At 46.9% G+C, this 20,896-nt stretch carries 21 protein-coding genes; all 21 read left to right on the forward strand.

What is annotated here, in order from left to right:
* The first annotated feature begins 17 nt into the window (after positions 1 to 17).
* The 21 genes from fliD to flhB all read left to right on the forward strand — a co-directional run bounded on the left by fliD (position 18) and on the right by flhB (position 20,725).
* On the forward strand, positions 18 to 2,009 hold the full coding sequence (gene fliD, locus ACZ5ZC_RS21500; RefSeq protein WP_006741694.1) for a flagellar filament capping protein FliD: 1,992 nt from the start codon (positions 18 to 20) through the stop codon (positions 2,007 to 2,009).
* Between the two features lie 3 nt (positions 2,010 to 2,012).
* On the forward strand, positions 2,013 to 2,318 hold the full coding sequence (locus tag ACZ5ZC_RS21505; RefSeq protein WP_012841523.1) for a flagellar protein FliT: 306 nt from the start codon (positions 2,013 to 2,015) through the stop codon (positions 2,316 to 2,318).
* A gap of 12 nt (positions 2,319 to 2,330) precedes the next feature.
* Positions 2,331 to 2,741 carry a flagellar export chaperone FliS gene (gene fliS, locus ACZ5ZC_RS21510; RefSeq protein WP_012841524.1) on the forward strand — a complete coding sequence of 137 codons (411 nt, stop codon included), beginning with the start codon at positions 2,331 to 2,333 and terminating at the stop codon, positions 2,739 to 2,741.
* Positions 2,742 to 3,030: 289 nt separating this feature from the next.
* Positions 3,031 to 4,497, forward strand: coding sequence for a sigma-54 dependent transcriptional regulator (locus ACZ5ZC_RS21515; RefSeq protein WP_006741695.1), 1,467 nt, complete (start codon positions 3,031 to 3,033; stop codon positions 4,495 to 4,497).
* Positions 4,498 to 4,693: 196 nt separating this feature from the next.
* Positions 4,694 to 5,725: a sensor histidine kinase gene (locus ACZ5ZC_RS21520; RefSeq protein WP_046875535.1), complete on the forward strand. Its 1,032-nt coding sequence runs from the start codon at positions 4,694 to 4,696 to the stop codon at positions 5,723 to 5,725.
* Between the two features lie 36 nt (positions 5,726 to 5,761).
* Entirely contained in the window at positions 5,762 to 7,171 is a 1,410-nt protein-coding gene (locus ACZ5ZC_RS21525) for a sigma-54-dependent transcriptional regulator (RefSeq protein WP_104974909.1), read from the forward strand.
* 122 nt (positions 7,172 to 7,293) lie between these two features.
* Positions 7,294 to 7,605, forward strand: coding sequence for a flagellar hook-basal body complex protein FliE (fliE, locus tag ACZ5ZC_RS21530; RefSeq protein WP_012841525.1), 312 nt, complete (start codon positions 7,294 to 7,296; stop codon positions 7,603 to 7,605).
* A gap of 14 nt (positions 7,606 to 7,619) precedes the next feature.
* The gene (fliF, locus tag ACZ5ZC_RS21535; protein ID WP_006741698.1) at positions 7,620 to 9,362 is read left to right on the forward strand and encodes a flagellar basal-body MS-ring/collar protein FliF; all 1,743 of its coding nucleotides are present in this window, start codon (positions 7,620 to 7,622) and stop codon (positions 9,360 to 9,362) included.
* Entirely contained in the window at positions 9,355 to 10,410 is a 1,056-nt protein-coding gene (fliG, locus tag ACZ5ZC_RS21540) for a flagellar motor switch protein FliG (protein ID WP_012841526.1), read from the forward strand. The genes fliF and fliG overlap by 8 nt, the downstream gene beginning before the upstream one ends.
* A 71-nt stretch (positions 10,411 to 10,481) precedes the next feature.
* Entirely contained in the window at positions 10,482 to 11,282 is an 801-nt protein-coding gene (gene fliH, locus ACZ5ZC_RS21545; RefSeq protein ID WP_065645190.1) for a flagellar assembly protein FliH, read from the forward strand.
* A 3-nt stretch (positions 11,283 to 11,285) separates the two neighbouring features.
* Positions 11,286 to 12,605 carry a flagellar protein export ATPase FliI gene (gene fliI, locus ACZ5ZC_RS21550; RefSeq protein WP_464932273.1) on the forward strand — a complete coding sequence of 440 codons (1,320 nt, stop codon included), beginning with the start codon at positions 11,286 to 11,288 and terminating at the stop codon, positions 12,603 to 12,605.
* Between the two features lie 6 nt (positions 12,606 to 12,611).
* Entirely contained in the window at positions 12,612 to 13,055 is a 444-nt protein-coding gene (fliJ, locus tag ACZ5ZC_RS21555; protein ID WP_053808763.1) for a flagellar export protein FliJ, read from the forward strand.
* Positions 13,056 to 13,238: 183 nt separating this feature from the next.
* Positions 13,239 to 15,122 (forward strand): flagellar hook-length control protein FliK, encoded by a 1,884-nt coding sequence (locus ACZ5ZC_RS21560; RefSeq protein WP_464932274.1) that lies wholly within the window; start codon positions 13,239 to 13,241, stop codon positions 15,120 to 15,122.
* Positions 15,123 to 15,207: 85 nt separating this feature from the next.
* Entirely contained in the window at positions 15,208 to 15,711 is a 504-nt protein-coding gene (gene fliL, locus ACZ5ZC_RS21565) for a flagellar basal body-associated protein FliL (protein WP_464932275.1), read from the forward strand.
* A gap of 7 nt (positions 15,712 to 15,718) precedes the next feature.
* Positions 15,719 to 16,765, forward strand: coding sequence for a flagellar motor switch protein FliM (gene fliM / locus ACZ5ZC_RS21570; RefSeq protein ID WP_006741703.1), 1,047 nt, complete (start codon positions 15,719 to 15,721; stop codon positions 16,763 to 16,765).
* A 59-nt stretch (positions 16,766 to 16,824) separates the two neighbouring features.
* Positions 16,825 to 17,235, forward strand: coding sequence for a flagellar motor switch protein FliN (gene fliN / locus ACZ5ZC_RS21575; RefSeq protein WP_012841530.1), 411 nt, complete (start codon positions 16,825 to 16,827; stop codon positions 17,233 to 17,235).
* A 1-nt stretch (position 17,236) separates the two neighbouring features.
* Positions 17,237 to 17,650, forward strand: coding sequence for a flagellar biosynthetic protein FliO (gene fliO, locus ACZ5ZC_RS21580; protein WP_046875540.1), 414 nt, complete (start codon positions 17,237 to 17,239; stop codon positions 17,648 to 17,650).
* Positions 17,637 to 18,506 carry a flagellar type III secretion system pore protein FliP gene (gene fliP / locus ACZ5ZC_RS21585; RefSeq protein ID WP_054868353.1) on the forward strand — a complete coding sequence of 290 codons (870 nt, stop codon included), beginning with the start codon at positions 17,637 to 17,639 and terminating at the stop codon, positions 18,504 to 18,506. The genes fliO and fliP overlap by 14 nt, the downstream gene beginning before the upstream one ends.
* Before the next feature lie 24 nt (positions 18,507 to 18,530).
* Entirely contained in the window at positions 18,531 to 18,800 is a 270-nt protein-coding gene (fliQ, locus tag ACZ5ZC_RS21590; RefSeq protein WP_012841532.1) for a flagellar biosynthesis protein FliQ, read from the forward strand.
* An 8-nt stretch (positions 18,801 to 18,808) separates the two neighbouring features.
* Positions 18,809 to 19,591, forward strand: a complete 783-nt coding sequence (gene fliR, locus ACZ5ZC_RS21595; RefSeq protein ID WP_139060718.1) for a flagellar biosynthetic protein FliR — start codon at positions 18,809 to 18,811, stop codon at positions 19,589 to 19,591.
* A gap of 3 nt (positions 19,592 to 19,594) precedes the next feature.
* Positions 19,595 to 20,725 (forward strand): flagellar biosynthesis protein FlhB, encoded by a 1,131-nt coding sequence (flhB, locus tag ACZ5ZC_RS21600; RefSeq protein WP_464932276.1) that lies wholly within the window; start codon positions 19,595 to 19,597, stop codon positions 20,723 to 20,725.
* The last annotated feature ends 171 nt before the right edge of the window (positions 20,726 to 20,896 follow it).

Genomic DNA, 20,896 nt, shown 5'->3' on the forward strand with positions numbered 1-20,896 from the left:
TTTTTAGAGGTGATTTGATGAGTTTAGGCCCTTTGGGGATGTCTGGCGGCATGGATATCAATTCCATGGTCAGCAAAATTGTGGATGCCGAACGCGTACCAAAGCAGCAACGCATTGACAACGAGCGCACGACAATTAATGCCAGTATCAGTGCCTACGGGCGACTCAGAGAATCACTGGATACGATGAAAAATCTCATGGCGAACTTTCGTCAAGAGAAAGCGTTTGCCGTTCGTACTGTTGAAACGACAGACGACAATATCGTATCTGCTACTGCAACTACAGATGCTATCGCTGGCAAATATGCTATCGATGTGTTGCAGCTTGCCCAGAGCCACAAAGTCGCTTCTGACGTACTGCCAGAAGACGCAAAGTTTGGCCCTGGTAAGCTGCAGATTTCGCTTGGTGATGACACCTTCAACGTGAACGTTCGTTCGAGCTCCAAGCTCGCAGATGTCGTACGCGGTATCAATGGCTCAAAAGACAACCCCGGTGTTCGAGCATCTCTCATTAACGACGTTGAAGGACCACGCCTTATCCTTGCCTCAAATCTCTCTGGTAAGGATCATCAAATCAGAGTCAGTGTGGAGGCCGACAAAGGCAACCCTCTAAAGTATTTCGAATATCAAACACTTGAAGACCGTGTTAACGCGCTTGAAGAAGCTCGTTCAGCGGCGGAAGAAGTGTTAGGTCCTCTTCAATTCCCAGAGCAACCAGTAGAACTGGATGCAAACGGCAATCCTCTACCTCCAGAAGAGCAAAAAGCGGCAGAAAATGGACAAGATGATGGCTCCCAAGAGCCAATCTCTGCTGCGGGTGCAGAAGCCGCTAAAGCTGGGCAGGAAGCGATTGATGAAGCCAACCGACGCGCAAGTTTGCGCCCTGAAGACCGAATTCCAGGGTGGACAGAAACTGCGTCAGGCACTTTGCTGGATTCTTATGAAGAGCCAGAGCTCGAACTCGACGAGAAAGCAATAGAGAAGGCACCAGATGTTCCGGGTTGGAGCAATGCGGCATCAGGCACATTAACCGACTCTTACGTTACGACGAAAGAGGCCAAGCAGCTTCTTGAGCAAGAAAAAGCTGAAATTGAGCAAAAAATTGCGAGTGAAAAACAAGCGCTAGACGCAAAAGTTGAACGTGGTGAATTGACCGAAGAGCAAGCGAAACAAATTCATCGCGCTAAGCTGGATCCTCAAGAACGCGAACGTTTAGAAAAAATTGATGAAGCAGAAGCGAAAATCGCAAAAGCGCAATCTGCTTTTGAAGAATACCTTGGTATGACAGAGGTACAAGCAGGGCAAGATTCAGAAGTTCTGCTTGATGGAGTAGCAAAGCTTTCTAGTCACAACAATGTGATTGAAGATGCCATAGAAGGTGTTGATTTAACACTTAAAGGCAAATCAGAACCGAACAAGCCACCTGCTGAAATTGGCGTCGAATACGACCGTCAGAGTGTGCGTAACGACATCGAAAACTTTGTTGCGGCGTACAACTCGTTTTATCAAACGTCTCAAGCGTTGGCGAGTGTGGATCCGGTTACTGGTCAAAAAGGCCCGTTGTCGGGTGACAGTACCGTACGCAGCGCAGACTCACGATTAAAATCGGTATTTTCCACTCAAATTGATAAAGCGCCTGAAAACCTAAAGTCATTAACTGAATTTGGCATTACTACCACGCGTCAAGGCACCCTAGAAATCAACTATGACATGTTGGATCGTCAGTTGAACAACAACTTCAACGAGCTAGAAAAGTTCTTCGGTGGCAACACAGGTTTTGCTAAACGAGTCGAAGACGCGATTCATGGTATTACAGGCATTACAGGCAGCATTCGTACTCGAGAAAAAAGTCTCACAGAACAAAATTATCGTTTGAGTGATGATCAAGCGGCATTAGATCGCCGCATGGAAAGCCTAGAAAAGCGCACTCACGCGAAGTTTACCGCCATGCAAGATGCGACTGGCAAAATGCAAGGTCAGTTAGGTGCCTTAATGAGTGCGTTGGGTTAATAAATGCAAAAAGAACTCATAGATATTAGTGATATAGATCAACTAATTACGCAAGAATTGGAAAAAGTCGACTTTAGTACTGAAGAAATTCTTCGCTTGGTCGATATCAGGGAACGGTTATTGCAAAACCTGTTACCAATTATTCATCAAAATCCTTTGGTTAAGCAGGATGCAGAGTGGCAAGCGTTGCTTACTCGTACCAAAAGAATTGTCGAGCTGATGCAATCGGAAACGTCAAAGGTCGGAAAAGAACTTCATAAGTTTCGTTATGGCCAGCGTTCGCTTCAGCAGTACAAAAAATTTATTTAAAAGAGGATTACTATGCGCGGTTCTTTGCAAGCATACAAAAAGGTATCAGTCGACAGCCAGCTAAGCGCGGCTTCTCCGCACAAAGTCATTCAAATGCTTATGGCTGGTGCGATTGAGCGCCTTATTCAAGGTAAAGCGGCCATGCAAGCAGGCAACATTCCAGCAAAAGGTGAGCGTTTAGGTAAAGCGCTAGACATCATTATTGCGCTACGTAGCTGTCTATCGATGGATGACGGTGGTGATATTGCTTCAAACTTAGATTCACTCTATGAGTTTATGATCACGCAAATTTCAGCTGCTAACCATCAAAATGATCCTCAACTGATCGACGACGTTATCGACATTATCCGTGAGATCAAATCCGCTTGGGACCAAATCCCTACAGAGTTTCATAATCTTACAGCAGCTGAAGTCGGTATTTAATAACCAAAACAACGCGTTAAGATATTAGAGGAATATATTTGTCAATTGCGCAACGAGTTGTGTAGCAAAGTTTCTATCAAGCTCACACCTCTTTATTGCTTGGTTGCCTTATTTTTATATTCAAATAAAATAGAAGCCATTAGTAGCCCTAATGGCTTTTTTTGTTGCTGATTTTCCTATTTTGTCTATCGTAAATTGAGTGTGGTGGTTCTGCCTTCTTTTAGCACCCAATTGCGCAAATCAAGGTTTGGCCGCAACGCACCTAAAATAAAGGCAATCATTCTTACTTATGCAAGGTTTGGCAAAGCTGCTTGTAATTGATGATGACGCATCAAGTCGTTTAAATTTAAGCAATATATTGGAATTTGTTGGAGAAAATTGCGAAGCGGTCAGTTCTGATCAGCTCAGCGATGTTGATTGGTCTAGCGTATGGTCGTGCTGTATTGTTGGTAACATTCCAGCAGGTCAAGCGGCGAATACGGTTATCTCTCATTTAAACAGCGCCTACCACATCCCACTTTTAGTCATGGGCCGATTTCCGTTGCCCGTGGATGATCTTCCAAATTTTGTAGGTGAGCTAGAACTACCTCTTAATTACCCACAGCTTAGTGAGGCGTTACGCCACTGCAAAGACTTTCTGGGTCGAAAAGGGGTCAATGTCGTTGCCAGTGCACGAAAAAACACGCTTTTTCGCAGCTTAGTTGGTCAAAGCAGAGGTATTCAAGAAGTTCGTCACCTGATCGAGCAAGTCTCAGACACTGAGGCAAACGTGTTGATCTTGGGTGAATCAGGTACCGGTAAAGAAGTCGTTGCGCGTAACATTCACTATCATTCGTCGTACAGCAGTGGTGCCTTTGTGCCCATTAACTGTGGTGCCATTCCACCGGAGCTTCTAGAAAGTGAATTGTTTGGCCACGAAAAAGGCGCGTTTACTGGTGCGTTAACGGCACGTAAAGGTCGATTTGAGCTCGCAGACGGTGGCACGATCTTTCTTGATGAGATTGGCGATATGCCGATGTCGATGCAAGTGAAGCTACTTCGCGTATTACAAGAGCGCTGTTTCGAACGTGTGGGTGGCAATAGCACCATCAAGGTCAATGTTCGAGTTGTCGCGGCAACACACCGTAATCTAGAAAGTATGATTGAAGAAGGCACGTTCCGAGAAGACTTGTTCTATCGTTTGAACGTGTTTCCAATCGAGATGCCTGCGCTGAAAGAGCGCAAACAAGATATTCCATTGCTGCTGCAAGAGTTGATGACGCGTCTGGAGGCGGAGGGTGGCCAGCCTATCTGTTTTACCCCTCGTGCGATCAATTCACTGATGGAGCACAACTGGCCGGGTAACGTGCGTGAGTTAGCCAACCTTGTTGAGCGAATGATCATTCTGTACCCAAATAGCTTGGTCGATGTAAACCACTTACCAACCAAATATCGCTACAGTGATATCCCGGAGTTCCAACCAGAAAGTAATCCGTTTATTTCGGTTGAAGAACAAGAGCGTGATGTGTTCCAAGACATCTTCTCAGAAGACTTTAGTTTTGATGATCAAGACGATCTTGACCACAGCATGAACGCTCCGCAAGCGCTGCCGCCTGAAGGTGTAAATCTGAAAGAGCTGTTGGCTGATTTAGAAGTTAATATGATCAGCCAAGCGTTAGAAGCACAAGGTGGGGTCGTGGCACGAGCCGCTGATATGCTGGGTATGCGACGCACAACGTTGGTGGAAAAAATGCGTAAGTACAACTTACAACGCTAGGTAACGTTGAGATTTAAGACGATATCTAAATCATTTGGGCTATTTAGCATCGTTTTTCTGACACCAAAAACCGTTATCTGAGGGTGTCAACTTATTGTCGATGACTTAACGTCATGATAAATATAAAAAATAGCTTGGTACGCTAATTGCTTACCAAGCTATTTTAGTTTTAGCGGCGATATTTCGACAGGCAGTAATGGATAACAACACCAACCAATCCCATTTAGATTCCGTAGAAAATCAGGTTGAGCGCTATAAGCAGGTGCTTGATGTGATGCCTGCCGGAGTGATTCTGCTCGACACGTACGGCATAGTGCGTGAAGCAAACCCAGAGGCGCACCGAATTCTTGAGATTCCACTGGTTAATGAAAAATGGTTCAACATTATTCAGGCGGTGTTTGATCCTCGTGAGGATGATGGTCACGAAGTTTCCCTGCGGAATGGTCGTAAAGTTCGATTAGCCATTTCGGCTTCTACGACAGGTCAATTGATCCTGATTACCGATTTAACCGAAACTCGCTTACTTCAAGCTCGTGTGAGTGATTTACAACGCTTGTCGTCGTTAGGGCGTATGGTAGCGTCGCTTGCTCATCAGGTAAGAACGCCGCTATCGAGCGCCATGCTATATGCATCCAATTTGGGAGCGCCAAACCTTCCACCAGCGACAAGGGATCGCTTTCAAACCAAATTAATGGATCGACTGCACGATTTGGAAAAGCAGGTTAATGATATGCTGCTTTTTGCTAAAGGTGGTGATAATAAAGTCATTAAGCCATTTACGATTGCTCAGTTGGTGGCGGAATATCAGCCGATGGTCGAAACCGCGCTAAAAAATAATGGTATTGATTACTGCCTAGAAGTGGAAGAAGAACAAACTGAGTTGCTAGGCAATGCGAATGCGATTGCATCCGCGTTGAGTAACCTTGTCATGAATGCGATTCAGATGTCTGGTAAAGAGTCGCAAGTCGATATTTTTTTCCGCCCGGTAAATGGCGAGTTGCGCATTTCAGTGCAAGACAGCGGACCGGGTGTACCTGAAGAACTACAAGCCAAAATTATGGAGCCATTTTTTACCACGCGTTCTCAAGGAACCGGGTTAGGGCTGGCTGTTGTTCAAATGGTTTGCCGTGCCCATGACGGTCGATTGGAACTTATTTCAGAGCAGGGTGATGGAGCCTGCTTTACCATGTGCATTCCGCTAGAGCGAGTGCAACCAGAAGCGCAGTAAGCAGCTTCTGGTAATAACAATTACTGGAGAATCAGAATGGCGCAAAGCAAAGTGCTGATCGTAGAAGACGATGAAGGTCTTCGTGAAGCCCTAGTGGATACTCTGGCTCTGGCAGGGTATGAGTGGTTAGAAGCTGACTGTGCGGAAGACGCACTACTAAAACTCAAATCGAATACTGTCGATATCGTCGTTTCTGACGTGCAAATGGCAGGTATGGGCGGGTTGGCTCTGCTCAAAAACATCAAGCAGAATTGGCCTAACTTACCAGTACTGTTAATGACGGCGTACGCCAACATTGAAGATGCCGTGTCGGCAATGAAAGACGGCGCGATTGACTACATGGCGAAACCATTTGCACCAGAAGTATTGCTGAACATGGTCAGTCGATATGCACCGATCAAAAGCGATGACAATGGTGACGCGGTCGTGGCAGATGAAAAAAGTCTGCGTCTACTTGCTTTGGCCGACAAAGTGGCACGTACAGATGCGAATGTTATGGTGCTAGGTCCGAGTGGCTCAGGTAAAGAAGTGATGTCGCGTTATATTCACAACGCATCAAACCGTAAAGATGGTCCATTCGTTGCGATCAACTGTGCGGCGATTCCAGACAACATGCTGGAAGCGACACTATTTGGTTATGAGAAAGGCGCGTTCACTGGCGCTGTTCAAGCGTGTCCGGGTAAGTTTGAACAAGCGCAAGGCGGCACAATCTTGCTGGATGAAATCAGCGAAATGGACTTAAACCTGCAAGCGAAACTATTACGTGTTTTGCAAGAGCGTGAAGTTGAGCGCCTTGGCAGTCGTAAGAGTATCAAGCTGGATGTACGCGTGCTCGCGACCAGTAACCGTGATCTCAAGCAGTACGTCTCAGAAGGCAACTTCCGTGAAGATTTATACTACCGCCTGAATGTGTTCCCAATTGCGTGGCCAGCACTGAACGAACGCAAAGGCGATATTGCGCCACTTGCCAAGCATCTTGCTGAGCGTCATTGCAGCAAGATGGGGATGCCAGTGCCTCAATTTTCAGCCGTTGCGGTAGAAAAACTGCTGCAATACCCTTGGCCAGGTAACGTTCGTGAGCTGGATAACGTGGTGCAACGAGCTCTTATTTTAAGTGAGAATGGTGATATCGACGCTGAGCACATCTTGCTAGAAGGGGTGGATTGGCAAGATGCCAACAGCTTGCAGCATGTGGTGCAAAATGCAGAGATGGTGGTACCTAGTGTTAAGCCAGTCGCTCAACCTGAGAGTGTGAATCGTCCGGTATCTGGCGGGGAAGGCTTGGGCAGCGAGCTGCGTGACCAAGAATACGCCATTATTTTGGAAACCTTGGTGGAGTGTAACGGCCGACGCAAAGAAATGGCGGAGAAACTGGGCATAAGCCCACGAACCTTGCGCTACAAACTTGCCAAAATGCGTGATGCTGGTATAGATATCCCAAATTAACATGTGCAATCGCCATAAGACAAAAAGTGTAAGCAAACCGCTAACTAATGTCTTATGGCACGTTAATTGCTGTGTTAATAATCAGTTTTGTTAATAGTCAATCTTTTGGCTTAGAGGTGCTAATGAAAGTTGATGGTATTCAGGCAGAAATGCGCGCCATGATGGTAGAAGCAACCAATACTGCTCCTACTGCAAGTGGGGCGAAAGTTGGAGCAGATTTTAATGATCTCCTAACTAAAGCCATCAATAACGTGAACACACTTCAAAAAGCATCCGGTGATTTACAAACCCGTTTTGATCGTGGTGATGCCGATGTTTCCCTTTCTGACGTTATGATTGCTCGTAACAAGTCTAGTGTCGCTTTTGATGCGACGGTTCAAATTCGCAATAAACTCGTTGAGGCGTATAAAGACCTCATGAACATGCCAGTGTAATTTAGGTAATAAGTGTGGCAGACAAGTCTACAGATTTAACCGTCACTGAAGGCGGCTCAGATGGTGCACTGGTAGCAAGTTCCGACGTAGATGTGGAGAGTCAAAATCCAGATCTAGAGGAGCGCAGTGCGTCAAAATTTGATATGGCAGTGGGTGACCTTGATTTACTTCGTCAAGTTGTACTTGTGCTGTCAATCTCCATCTGTGTTGCATTGATCGTGATGCTGTTCTTTTGGGTCAAAGAGCCGGAGATGCGCCCGCTTGGAGCGTATGAGACCGAAGAGTTGATCCCCGTTTTGGATTATCTGGACCAGCAAAAAATCAATTACAAGCTTGATGGTAATACCATTTCTGTTGAATCGAGCGAATACAACTCGATCAAACTTGGCATGGTTCGCTCGGGCGTAAACCAAGCCACAGAGGCGGGCGATGATATTTTGCTGCAAGATATGGGCTTTGGCGTATCACAACGTTTAGAGCAAGAGCGCCTTAAACTCAGTCGAGAACGTCAATTGGCTCAAGCGATTGAGGAAATGAAGCAAGTTCGTAAAGCGCGAGTCTTATTGGCGCTACCAAAGCACAGTGTTTTTGTGCGTCATAACCAAGAAGCATCAGCGTCTGTATTTTTGACACTGTCGACTGGTACGAACCTCAAACAGCAAGAAGTTGATTCTATCGTAGACATGGTGGCGAGTGCCGTTCCGGGAATGAAAACTTCCCGCATTACCGTCACAGATCAGCATGGTCGTTTGCTCAGTTCAGGCTCTCAAGACCCTGCTTCTGCTGCGCGACGCAAAGAGCAAGAATTAGAGCGTAGCCAGGAACAAGCGCTGCGTGAAAAAATTGATTCAGTGCTATTACCTATTTTAGGTTATGGCAACTACACGGCGCAGGTCGATATCCAAATGGATTTCAGCGCGGTTGAACAAACTCGCAAACGCTTTGATCCCAATACCCCTGCAACCCGCAGTGAGTACGCATTAGAAGATTACAATAACGGCAATATGGTAGCGGGTATTCCGGGGGCGTTAAGTAATCAGCCTCCAGCGGATGCCTCTATTCCGCAAGATGTGGCTCAGATGAAAGACGGTTCTGTCATGGGGCAGGGTTCGGTGCGTAAAGAATCCACGCGTAACTTTGAGCTTGATACCACCATCAGCCATGAGCGTAAGCAGACGGGGACGGTTGCTCGTCAGACAGTTTCTGTTGCGATTAAGGACCGTCGTCAGGTCAACCCAGATACGGGAGAAGTGACCTATACCCCGATGTCCGAATCTGAAATCAATGCTATTCGCCAAGTCTTAATTGGTACGGTCGGTTTTGACCAAGGCCGTGGTGATTTGTTGAATGTACTGAGTGTGAAGTTTGCAGAGCCTGAGGCTGAACAGCTAGAAGAACCACCAATTTGGGAGCACCCTAACTTCAGTGACTGGGTTCGTTGGTTCGCAAGTGCATTAGTGATCATCGTTGTTGTGTTGGTTCTGGTTCGCCCAGCAATGAAGAAATTGCTTAACCCTACCAGTGATGACGAAGACGAAATGTACGGACCAGACGGCTTGCCGATTGGCGCGGATGGTGAAACTAGCCTGATTGGCAGCGACATTGAAAGCAGCGAACTGTTTGAGTTTGGTTCAAGTATTGATTTGCCAAACCTTCATAAAGATGAAGATGTATTGAAAGCGGTGCGCGCTCTGGTTGCGAATGAACCTGAACTTGCTGCTCAAGTAGTGAAAAACTGGATGAATGACAATGGCTAACGATATCGTACCTCAAGATGACAACGCCGCGGGAATGCCAGTTGAGCTGGATGTCTCAACCATTACTGGCGAAGAAAAAGCAGCAATTTTGCTACTGAGTCTCAATGAACAAGATGCCGCTGGCATTATTCGTCACCTAGAGCCAAAACAGGTCCAGCGTGTGGGTAGTGCGATGGCTAAGGCGAAAGATCTCAGCCAAGACAAGGTGTCAGCCGTTCACCGTGCGTTTTTGGAGGACATCCAGAAATACACCAACATCGGCATGGGCAGCGAAGACTTCATGCGTAATGCGCTGGTGGCGGCTCTTGGTGAAGACAAAGCCAACAACTTGGTTGACCAGATCCTACTTGGTACGGGTTCAAAAGGCTTGGATTCGCTGAAATGGATGGACCCACGACAAGTGGCGAGCATCATTGTCAACGAACACCCGCAGATCCAAACCATCGTATTGTCTTATTTAGAAGCAGACCAATCCGCGGAGATTTTGTCTCAGTTCCCTGAGCGCGTGCGTTTGGACCTGATGATGCGTATTGCCAACCTTGAAGAAGTTCAGCCATCGGCACTGGCAGAGCTGAACGAAATCATGGAGAAACAGTTCGCGGGTCAAGCTGGCGCTCAAGCAGCCAAGATTGGCGGCCTGAAAGCGGCAGCGGAGATCATGAACTATCTAGACAACAACGTCGAAGGTTTGTTGATGGAGCAGATTCGCGATCAAGACGAAGACATGGCGACGCAAATTCAAGACTTGATGTTTGTCTTCGAAAACTTAGTCGAAGTGGACGATCAAGGTATTCAGAAATTGCTGCGTGATGTACCACAAGACGTGTTGCAAAAAGCACTTAAAGGTGCCGACGATTCTCTGCGTGAAAAAGTATTTAAGAACATGTCGAAACGAGCGGCTGAGATGATGCGTGATGACATCGAAGCGATGCCGCCAGTTCGCGTGGCGGATGTCGAAGCGGCACAGAAAGAAATCCTAGCGATCGCTCGTCGCATGGCCGATGCAGGCGAACTCATGTTGTCTGGTGGTGCGGACGAGTTCTTATAATCTCTATTGCTCCGCGATTATCCTATTGCGGAGCGCCCTCACTTCTTAATCGAATACATAATAGGTAACCCATGGCTGGCGAAAGAAAACGTGGATTTATCCGTCCTGATGAAGATGATTCGATGATCGAACCACAACGTTGGGGGTTGCCTGATTACGGCGAGCCCAAAGCCAAGCAAGCAAAACAAACCGCGTTTAACTATGACCCGGGTTGGGTACCGAATCTTGAAGAGCCAGAAGAAGAGCAAGCACTTGAGCTAACCGAAGAGCAGATAGAGCTGATCAAGCAAGGCGCTTATCAGGAAGGTTTGTATCAAGGTCAAGAAGCCGGCTTTAAGCAAGGTTACGACAAAGGCAAAGAAGAAGGCCTGCAAGCGGGCCATGCTGAAGGGCTGGAGCTTGGAAAAGCCGAAGGCGTGACCGCAGGTCAAGAATATATTCAGCAGCAAGTTGAAACCTTTATGAACTTAGCGAACCAGTTTGCTCAGCCGTTAGAGCTAATGAATGCTCAGGTTGAAAAGCAGCTGGTAGACATGGTGCTCTGTTTAGTAAAAGAAGTCGTGCATGTCGAAGTACAAACCAACCCTCAAATTATTTTGGACACGGTTAAGCAGTCGGTTGAAGCGCTGCCAATATCAGGTCATCCCATTACCTTGCACCTGAATCCAGAAGACGTTGCGATTATTCGCTCAGCTTACGGCGAAGCAGACCTTGATTGCCGCAACTGGACGTTGGTTGCTGAGCCATCACTCAATCGAGGCGACGTCCAGATTGAGGCAGGTGAATCAAGCATTAACTACCGTATGGAAGAGCGCGTCAAAAGCGTGTTGCACAGTTTTTGTGGTGCAAACCGTCATCAAGAGGGTGAGTAGTCCATGCAAGCATTGGCTGACCGTTTAAGAAACTACAAAGTTGAAGGCTTAACGACGCGCCCAGTTGCCTCTGGCAAACTGGTTCGAGTGGTTGGGTTAACGTTGGAAGCGACAGGCTGTCGCGCGCCAATTGGCAGTTTATGCTTAGTGGAAACCATGTCCGGTCAGATGGAAGCCGAGGTCGTCGGTTTTTCAGGTGATAACCTATTTTTGATGCCAAGCGAGCAAATTACGGGCATTTTGCCTGGCGCTAGAGTGACGCCATTAACCAGTGACGCTGGCTTGCCTGTTGGCATGGAGTTGCTTGGTCGAGTGATTGACGGGGTTGGTAATCCGCTTGATGGACTTGGCCCGTTGTATACCGATCATCGCGCCTCTTTTAATGCTGAGCCAATCAACCCGCTGGCTCGAAAGCCAATTTCAGAGCCACTTGATGTGGGCTTGAAAGCGATTAACGGATTATTGACGGTAGGTAAAGGTCAGCGTATCGGTCTGTTTGCCGGCTCTGGTGTGGGTAAATCGGTCACGCTTGGCATGATGACGCGAGGTACAACCGCACAAGTTGTTGTAGTCGGTCTGATAGGTGAGCGTGGACGCGAAGTTAAAGAGTTTATCGAAGAGATTTTAGGTGAGGGTGGACGACGTCGCTCTGTCGTGGTGGCTGCGCCTGCCGATGCTTCACCATTGATGCGTTTGAAAGGCTGTCAAACCGCCTTAACCATTGCAGAGTACTTTCGCGATCAAGGTTTGGACGTTCTGTTATTGATGGATTCCTTGACTCGTTTTGCGCAAGCACAGCGTGAAATCGCCCTTTCTGTTGGTGAGCCGCCAGCGACAAAAGGCTATCCGCCATCTGTGTTCGCCAAGCTACCTGCTTTGGTTGAGCGTGCGGGTAACGGAAGCGCCGAACAAGGCTCAATTACGGCGTTCTTTACCGTGTTGACCGAGGGCGATGATTTACAAGACCCGATTGCGGATGCATCGCGGGCAATTCTTGATGGTCACATTGTGCTGTCCCGTGAAATGGCGGATGCAGGCCATTATCCTGCGATTGACGTCGAAAAGTCGGTTAGCCGTGTTATGCCGCAAATCACCACTGAAGAACATGTTCTGATGTCGAAAGCGGTACGTCAGGTCTTGTCGATTTGCCGCAAGAACCAAGATTTGGTCTCGATTGGGGCGTACAAACCGGGCACCGATCCTGCTATCGATGGCGCGTTTACATTGAAGCCAAAGTTAGACGAATACTTACAGCAGAGCATGAAAGAATCGGTGCCATACGATATGTGCGTCAACATGCTTAGAAACATTTTGGGCGGGTGATAGCGCATGAACAATGCGATGGAGTTCCTACTTGAGCAGACTAAAGAGCGTGAAGATCAAGCCGTACTTGCGCTGAACAAAGCGCGTTCTGAACTTGAAGATTATTACCGTCAGGTTGAGCAAATCGAAAAGTATCGCCTTGATTATTGCCAACAGCTTATCGACCGTGGCCAGGCTGGCTTAACAGCAAGCGAATATGGGCATTTAAATCGCTTTCTCACTCAGCTAGACGAAACGTTATCTAAGCAGAAACAAGCAGAAAGTCATTTCAAAGAACAGGTAGAAAACTGTCAAGAATACTGGTTAACAGTACGCAAAGAACGCAAATCCTATGAGTGGATGATCGAAAAGCGAGAGAAAGAGAAACAGCTTGCTGAAGCCAAACGGGAACAAAAGCAAATGGATGAGTTTTCAACGTTGCTTTACAACCGTCGAGCGAAGCCTTTTTAATGTTTAAAAGTTGATATTGCTTCCACTTATAACGCTCGTTTTGTCACTGCAGCAATGAGCTTGTTATTGGCGTAATTTTTGCAAATATCTTTGTAGATGATCATCCCAATAACCTAAATTTGCCACTGTGTGCAATTTAGCAGCGGCCTAGCGCTCGAAGCTGCTGATAATGAGAATTTCTATATGAATGTGAATTTGTCCAATGTTTCTGCGACGAGCAAGACGTCAGTGTCTGACTCTGCCGCACAAGCACCTACAGAAAACGCGGAGAACAAGGGATTTTTGGAAACCTTGACGGATGCATTTTCAGGTTCACAAAAGTCAGAAAAAGTAGCAACGAAATCACTAAACGGTGAAGACCAAAACAGTGCCGAGATTAACAAGCTTTCGTCTGGCAAAGCTGATAGTCAAGAAGCGGTCACAGATGTGGCTCAAGCGAGCAGTAACGACGCCAAAGAGTTGCTGGCGCAAGAAAGCCAAGATACTGCTATTCAAGAGCAAAGCCGCTCTGGCGACATGCTGACAGAGCATGCGAACACCATTCAAAGTGATGAAGCAAGCCTACTGGAAGCCAAACAAGGCGCGCACTCGCAAAATGATGCTGATGTCTCTGAGAAAGTCGGTTCACTCTCTAACACCCCTTCAGTTGCTAATGGCGCAAAAAGCGCGATGGGTGAAGGACAACAGCTGCTTGTTCGTATTGAACAAGCGAATCAAACCTTGAAAGCGAATAATGCATCCATCGATAGTGGCAAAGTTTTGCCTCAACGAGCGGGTTTAGAACACTCGTTCAACGGGCAAACAACAGACATTGATGAACTTGCTTTGAATGACATGCCATCAGCTCAATCGCTTGAACAAGTGCAGGCAATGGCCGGTCAAGGCTTAGAGCCAATTTTAGATAAGCATGGTCAACCTATCGATGTCGATAAGCTCTCGTCTGAGTTTGCTACTTGGCAAGGTCTGGCTAAACAAGTCAGTCACCCAACCGAGAAGGGCATGGTCAGTGGTGACGTTGCCAATGAACTATCGCCACTGGAGATGGGTTTGGATGGCTCTAAAATTGATGGGCTTCAGCGTGTTTATTTGGATGAACTCGAACTCATAGATACCAAACTGGCGCAGGGAAAACCACTGACTCAGCAAGAAACAGAGATCATAGAAGGGTTGAAAAAAGGGACGGTCATTGCCGATATTCCTGAGCAAGATCTTGCCCAGTTTGTTGCGCTTCCTACTGACGTTAAACAGGTTCTCGCCGAGCAGCAAGTACAACATCATTTGGCTCGCCAGGCTACACCTATGGGGATGTCTCAGCAAGCCCTTAGTTTTGCGCCTCAATCAGCTCAGCCACAAGCTGTTCAGAGTACAGATAAAGTCGCATTATCTCCGATGCCAGATGCGTTGGCCGCCGCTCATTTGCCGACGGCGCTTCAAGGCGTAAAGGACGGAGAGGTTAACCAGAAAGTTGTGAATGCCGCATTGACTGCTGGTGCACTTAAAGCGACAGCGGATAAGCAAGATAAACCAGAACTTCAACATGGTTTAGCAGGGCAGCTTCAGGCGATGGCGGGTCAACAAGGAACAAACGTGCAGCAACAAGCGCGTATTGATGCTGTGCAGCAAGCTCAGCTTCCGTTGCAACTGACCAAAGAGTTGGCCAATGAGCAAGTGGCGGAAAAAGTGCAAATGATGATGTCGAAGAACCTAAAAAACCTCGATATTCGTCTTGATCCACCAGAATTAGGTCGTATGCAAATTCGTATGACGATGAACAACGATGTAGCTAATGTGCATTTTACGGTGAACAACCCGCAAGCGCGTGACATCATTGAACAGACGCTTCCTCGCTTGAGAGAGATGTTGGCGCAGCAGGGCATGCAACTGGCTGATTCTTCTGTTCAGCAACAAAACAGTGGGCAGCAGCAAGGTAGGTATACTGCTGAGCAACATGGTCAAAGTGCTCAAGGCAGCGGTTTTTCTGGACAATCAGAAGAGAGCTTTGATGCTGACGTCAATCTGGATTTGAATGTGGCTTCAAAGCGTGATGGAATTAGTTTTTACGCATAACAGGCCGTTTAAAGGCAATAATACAAGGTTACCAAACGACTTCCTTAAGCATCTCGGTAACCTAAAAGAACAATAAGAGACAACAATGGCAGAAGAACAGTCACAAGGGGCCGATGCGCCTAAAGGAAAAGGTAAGTTACTTATCATCATAATCGCTGTTGTGGTATTGCTACTTGGCGGTGGTGCAGCAGCATTCTTTCTCATGGGCTCTGATGAACCAGCTCAGGCTGAAGCGTCTCAACAGGTTCAAGCGAAGGCATCAGATGCCTCGCCCATTGCTTACGTGAATCTTCCTCAGGCATTTGTATTTAACGTTACTGGGGACCGTCGCGACAGACTGGTACAAATTAAAGCGCAGTTAATGGTTCGCGGCACAGAGAATGAAGAGTTGGCGCGGTACCATTCGCCACTGATTGAGAGCTCTTTGTTATCAACGTTTGCTTCGGCGACGGTTGATCAGTTGCGTTCTCCAACGGGACGAGTGGAATTGCGCGATCGTGCTTCCGAAGATATCAAAGCAGCGCTAAACGCTGCGGTCGGTAAGCCAGTGATTGAAAAAGTACTGTTTACAGATTTTGTTATTCAATAGGTAAAACGTGACCGATCTATTAAGCCAAGACGAAATTGATGCGCTATTGCACGGGGTTGACGATGTTGATGACGTCGATGAACCGATAGAAAACGACAACGAAGGTGCCGTCAATTTTGATTTCTCGTCGCAAGACAGGATTGTACGTGGTCGAATGCCGACGCTCGAACTTATCAACGAGCGCTTTGCACGACACATGCGTATTAGTCTGTTTAATATGCTGCGTAAAACGGCAGAAGTGTCGATCAATGGCGTGCAGATGATGAAGTTTGGCGAATACCAAAACACATTGTACGTGCCAACCAGTTTGAACATGGTGCGTTTTCGTCCGTTAAAAGGTACAGCGTTGATCACCATGGAGGCTCGCTTAGTCTTTATTCTGGTAGAAAACTTCTTTGGTGGGGATGGTCGATTCCATGCCAAAATCGAAGGGCGCGAATTTACCCCAACGGAACGCCGCATCATTCAGCTGCTGCTGAAGATTGTATTTGAAGACTACAAAGAAGCGTGGTCGCCAGTGATGGGGGTGGAGTTCGAATATCTCGACTCTGAAGTAAACCCAAGTATGGCTAACATTGTCAGCCCGACAGAAGTGATTGTCGTGAGTTCTTTCCACATTGAGGTCGATGGTGGCGGCGGCGATTTTCATGTCGTTATGCCTTACTCCATGGTTGAGCCGATCCGTGAACTGTTGGATGCAGGTGTTCAGTCCGACAAGATGGAGACAGACGTCCGTTGGAGCTCAGCATTACGTGAAGAGATTATGGATTGTCCGGTTAACTTTCGCGTTAACTTGCTTGAAAAAGACATCTCTTTGCGTGACCTCATGGAATTGCAACCGGGTGACATCATCCCGATTGAAATGCCAGAACATGCGACAATGTTTGTGGAAGACCTGCCGACCTATCGCGTAAAAATGGGTCGTTCGGAAGACAAATTAGCGGTGCAAATTTCTGAGGAAATTGAGCGCCCACATGTAGTCAAAACAGATTTAGCTTTCTTAGGTAAAGACATCATGTCTGAGCTTGAGAATGAAGACGATATAGACGATTAAGATACCTTATTGAACAGACATGCTTTGGCATTAAATAAGGCTTAACACAGGATAGAAAAATGGAACCAAGTGACGATCAAAAGCTAGCAGATGAATGGGCAGCCGCTCTTGGCGAAGACCCGTCTGCACCTTCTGTTGACGTAGATGAAGTATTGGCCGCGCCACTGGAAGAGCTAAAAGACACTTCAAGCCCAATTACCGAAGATGAGCGCCGTAAACTCGACACCATCATGGATATTCCGGTGACGATTTCGATGGAAGTCGGTCGTTCACAAATCAGCATTCGGAACTTACTGCAATTGAACCAAGGTTCGGTTGTTGAGTTGGATCGTCTAGCGGGCGAGTCATTGGACGTATTAGTCAACGGTACACTGATTGCGCATGGCGAAGTCGTGGTCGTGAACGATAAGTTTGGTATCCGTTTGACGGATGTGATCAGCCAAACTGAACGAATTAAGAAGCTACGTTAAGATGAGCCGCTCAATCAAAACGCGATTGACGCAAATCACTGGAGCACTGAGCTTAATGCTGAGTGCTCCTTATGCATTTGCTGCCGCACCAAATAATCTGGATCTTGCGACGACACTGGGCTCGCTTGTGCTTGTGATCGGCGTGATTCTTTTGTTGGCTTGGCTACTTAAACGTATGCAAGTGCCGGCGATGGGGCAACAAAAAGGCTTGCGTATTGTGAGTCAGTTGCCAGTGGGCACCAAAGAAAGAATCGCCGTAGTTCAAGTGGGTGAAGAGCAGTTTTTGGTTGGAATTACCAGCCAATCAATCCAAACGTTAGCCAAGTTAGATAAGCCACTGAAAGAGGAAGAGTTGGCGACCAATGCTTTTGCGACTCAATTTAGCCAACTGATCAAAAAACATGACAAAGGGTAACCCGATTCGTTTGCTCCTGAGCACGTTGTTGCTTTTCGTCGGCGTGCTGTTTTCTTCATTTTCGTTTGCTGAGGCAGAGGAGTCAGCCCTGCCAGGTAACTTAGCCGATGGAAGTAGCGTCACTGTTCAGGCGATGCAAAGTGATACTGGCGCCAGTCGTGCTATGTCCGTTTCTAGTGGTGGTGGCATCCCTGCGTTTACCATGACCACGAACCCAGATGGCAGTGAAGATTACTCGGTTACACTGCAAATTTTAGCGTTAATGACCATGCTTGGCTTCTTGCCAGCCATGGTGATTTTAATGACGTCGTTTACTCGAATTGTTGTGGTGATGTCGATATTGCGTCAGGCAATGGGTTTGCAACAAACGCCGTCTAATCAAGTCATCATTGGTATAGCGCTGTTTTTGACCTTCTTTGTTATGTCTCCCGTCCTGAACGAAATCAACGATAAAGCCGTTCAGCCTTATTTGAACGAGCAAGTCACTGCGAGAGAAGCGTTTGATGCTGCACAAGCGCCAATGAAAGCATTTATGCTTAAGCAGACTCGAATCAAAGATTTGGAGACGTTCGTAACCATGTCAGGAGAGCAAGTTGAGAACCCAGAAGATGTGTCGATGGCGGTGTTGATTCCGGCTTTCATCACCTCGGAGTTAAAAACTGCATTCCAAATTGGTTTTATGCTCTTCTTGCCGTTTTTGATTATTGACCTCGTGGTAGCGTCGGTACTGATGGCAATGGGTATGATGATGTTGTCACCAATGATTGTTTCGTTGCCGTTCAAGTTGATGCTGTTCGTATTGGTCGATGGTTGGAACTTGATACTTTCGACACTCGCGGGCAGTTTCGCCCTTTAGATAAGCGCAGATAGAGGATAAGACATGACACCAGAAATGTTTGTCGAGCTTTTCCGTGAAGCACTTTGGATGGTGCTTATCATGGTCTGCGCCATTATCATCCCAAGTTTGCTTATCGGCCTTATTGTTGCGATTTTCCAAGCTGCGACTTCCATCAACGAACAAACATTGAGCTTCTTGCCGCGTTTGATTGTCACGCTTTTGGCTCTAATGCTATTTGGTCACTGGATGACGCAAATGTTGATGGAATATTTCTATGGCTTGATTGAGCGCTTACCTCAGGTGCTTTATTAGAGGCGCCTATGGAATACCCCACTAGCGTTGTATTAGATTGGATCGCAAACTATTTCTGGCCCTACGTTCGTATCTCTTCCATGCTGATGGTGATGACGGTAACTGGGGCTCGATTTGTCTCACCACGAATCCGCCTTTACCTCGGGTTAGCTATTACTTTTGCCGTCATGCCAGCGATCCCTGCAGTGCCCCAAGACATTGAGTTGCTCTCGTTTCGGGGTTTTATGACCATTGCCGAGCAAATGATCATCGGTATTGCGATGGGTATGGTCACTCAATTTATGATTCAAACCTTTGTCTTGTTGGGACAAATATTGGGTATGCAGTCAAGTTTGGGTTTCGCTTCTATGGTTGATCCCGCAAATGGTCAGAACACGCCATTGCTTGGTCAGCTATTCATGTTTTTGACGACAATGTTTTTCCTTGCCACCGATGGGCACTTGAAAATGCTGCAACTGGTCGTGTTCAGCTTTAAAACCTTGCCGATTGGTTCCGGCTCGCTCAACGCGGTTGATTTCCGTGAAATGGCGAGCTGGCTTGGCATCATGTTCCAAACGGCACTGAGTATGTCGCTATCTGGCATTATTGCACTACTTACCATTAACTTGTCGTTTGGTGTAATGACCCGTGCCGCACCACAGCTGAATATCTTCTCGCTTGGTTTTGCTTTTGCTTTGATGGTGGGCCTATTACTTTGTTGGTACATACTGGCTGGCCTTTATAGTCATTATGAAATGTTCTGGACAGTGGGTGAGGCGCAGATTTGTCGACTCATTCGCTTGGAGTGCTAAGAATTGGCAGAATCAGACGGTCAGGAACGCACCGAAGAAGCCACGCCCCGACGGTTACAACAAGCCAGAGAAAAGGGGCAGATTGCTCGGTCTAAAGAACTTGCATCAGCATCTGTACTGATCGTTGGCGCCATTTCACTGATGTGGTTTGGCGAGGCGTTAGCACGTTCATTGTTTTCCATCATGAGCCGTTTATTTGATCTTCAACGAGAAGAGATTTTTGATACGGCAAAGCTATTTGACATTGCTTTAGGGGCGATGACCGATTTGTTGTTCCCTCTATTTTTGGTGCTAGCGACATTGTTTACTGCCGCCATGATTGGTGCTGCGGGTGTGGGAGGAATCAGTTTTTCTGCTCAAGCCGCTATGCCAAAGCTGTCGAAAATGAATCCGCTTAGCGGTTTAAAGCGGATGGTCGGAATGCAAAGCTGGGTAGAGTTGATCAAATCAATTCTTAAAGTGGTTTTGGTTACTGGTGTCGCGATCTATTTGATCCAAGCATCGCAGGCGGATCTGATTCAATTAAGTATGGATGTGTATCCGCAAAACATCTTCCATGCTTTAGATATTCTGCTGAACTTTATCTTGTTGATCAGCTGTTCGCTGTTGATCGTGGTTGCCATCGATATTCCATTTCAAATCTGGCAGCACGCTGATCAATTAAAAATGACCAAGCAAGAAGTCAAAGACGAATATAAAGAAACCGAGGGTAAGCCAGAGGTCAAAGGACGCATTCGTATGCTGCAAAGAGAAGCGGCTCAACGTCGTATGATGGCAGACGTTCCTCAGGCTGATGTTATTGTTACCAACCCAGAGCACTTTTCGGTTGCGCTTCGTTATAAACAGAAGACAGACCGTGCGCCGGTAGTGATCGCTAAAGGTACTGATCACATGGCAATGAAGATTCGAGAAGTCGCCCGAGAGCATGACATCACAATTGTACCTGCTCCGCCACTTGCTCGTGCGCTGTACCATACTACCGAGCTAGAACAAGAGATCCCCGATGGATTATTTACTGCGGTGGCTCAGGTTTTGGCATTTGTATTCCAGTTGAAACAATACCGAAAACGAGGTGGACAGCGCCCCAAAATTCAGGATTACGATTTGCCAATCCCGCCAGAACACCGGCACTAATACTAAAAGAAGCCTAATTCTAAAAAGGCTAATTTAATCAGATATTAAGCTCTACTTGAGTGTTTAGTCATTATTTTGGCGTTAATTATGGTACATAGCTTGCTTAAAACGCCTTAATTATCAACCATACCTAAACTTTTAGGCCAAAGCGGTCGCGTATTAATAGTAAGA

Source organism: Vibrio sp. JCM 18905, assembly GCF_055393305.1.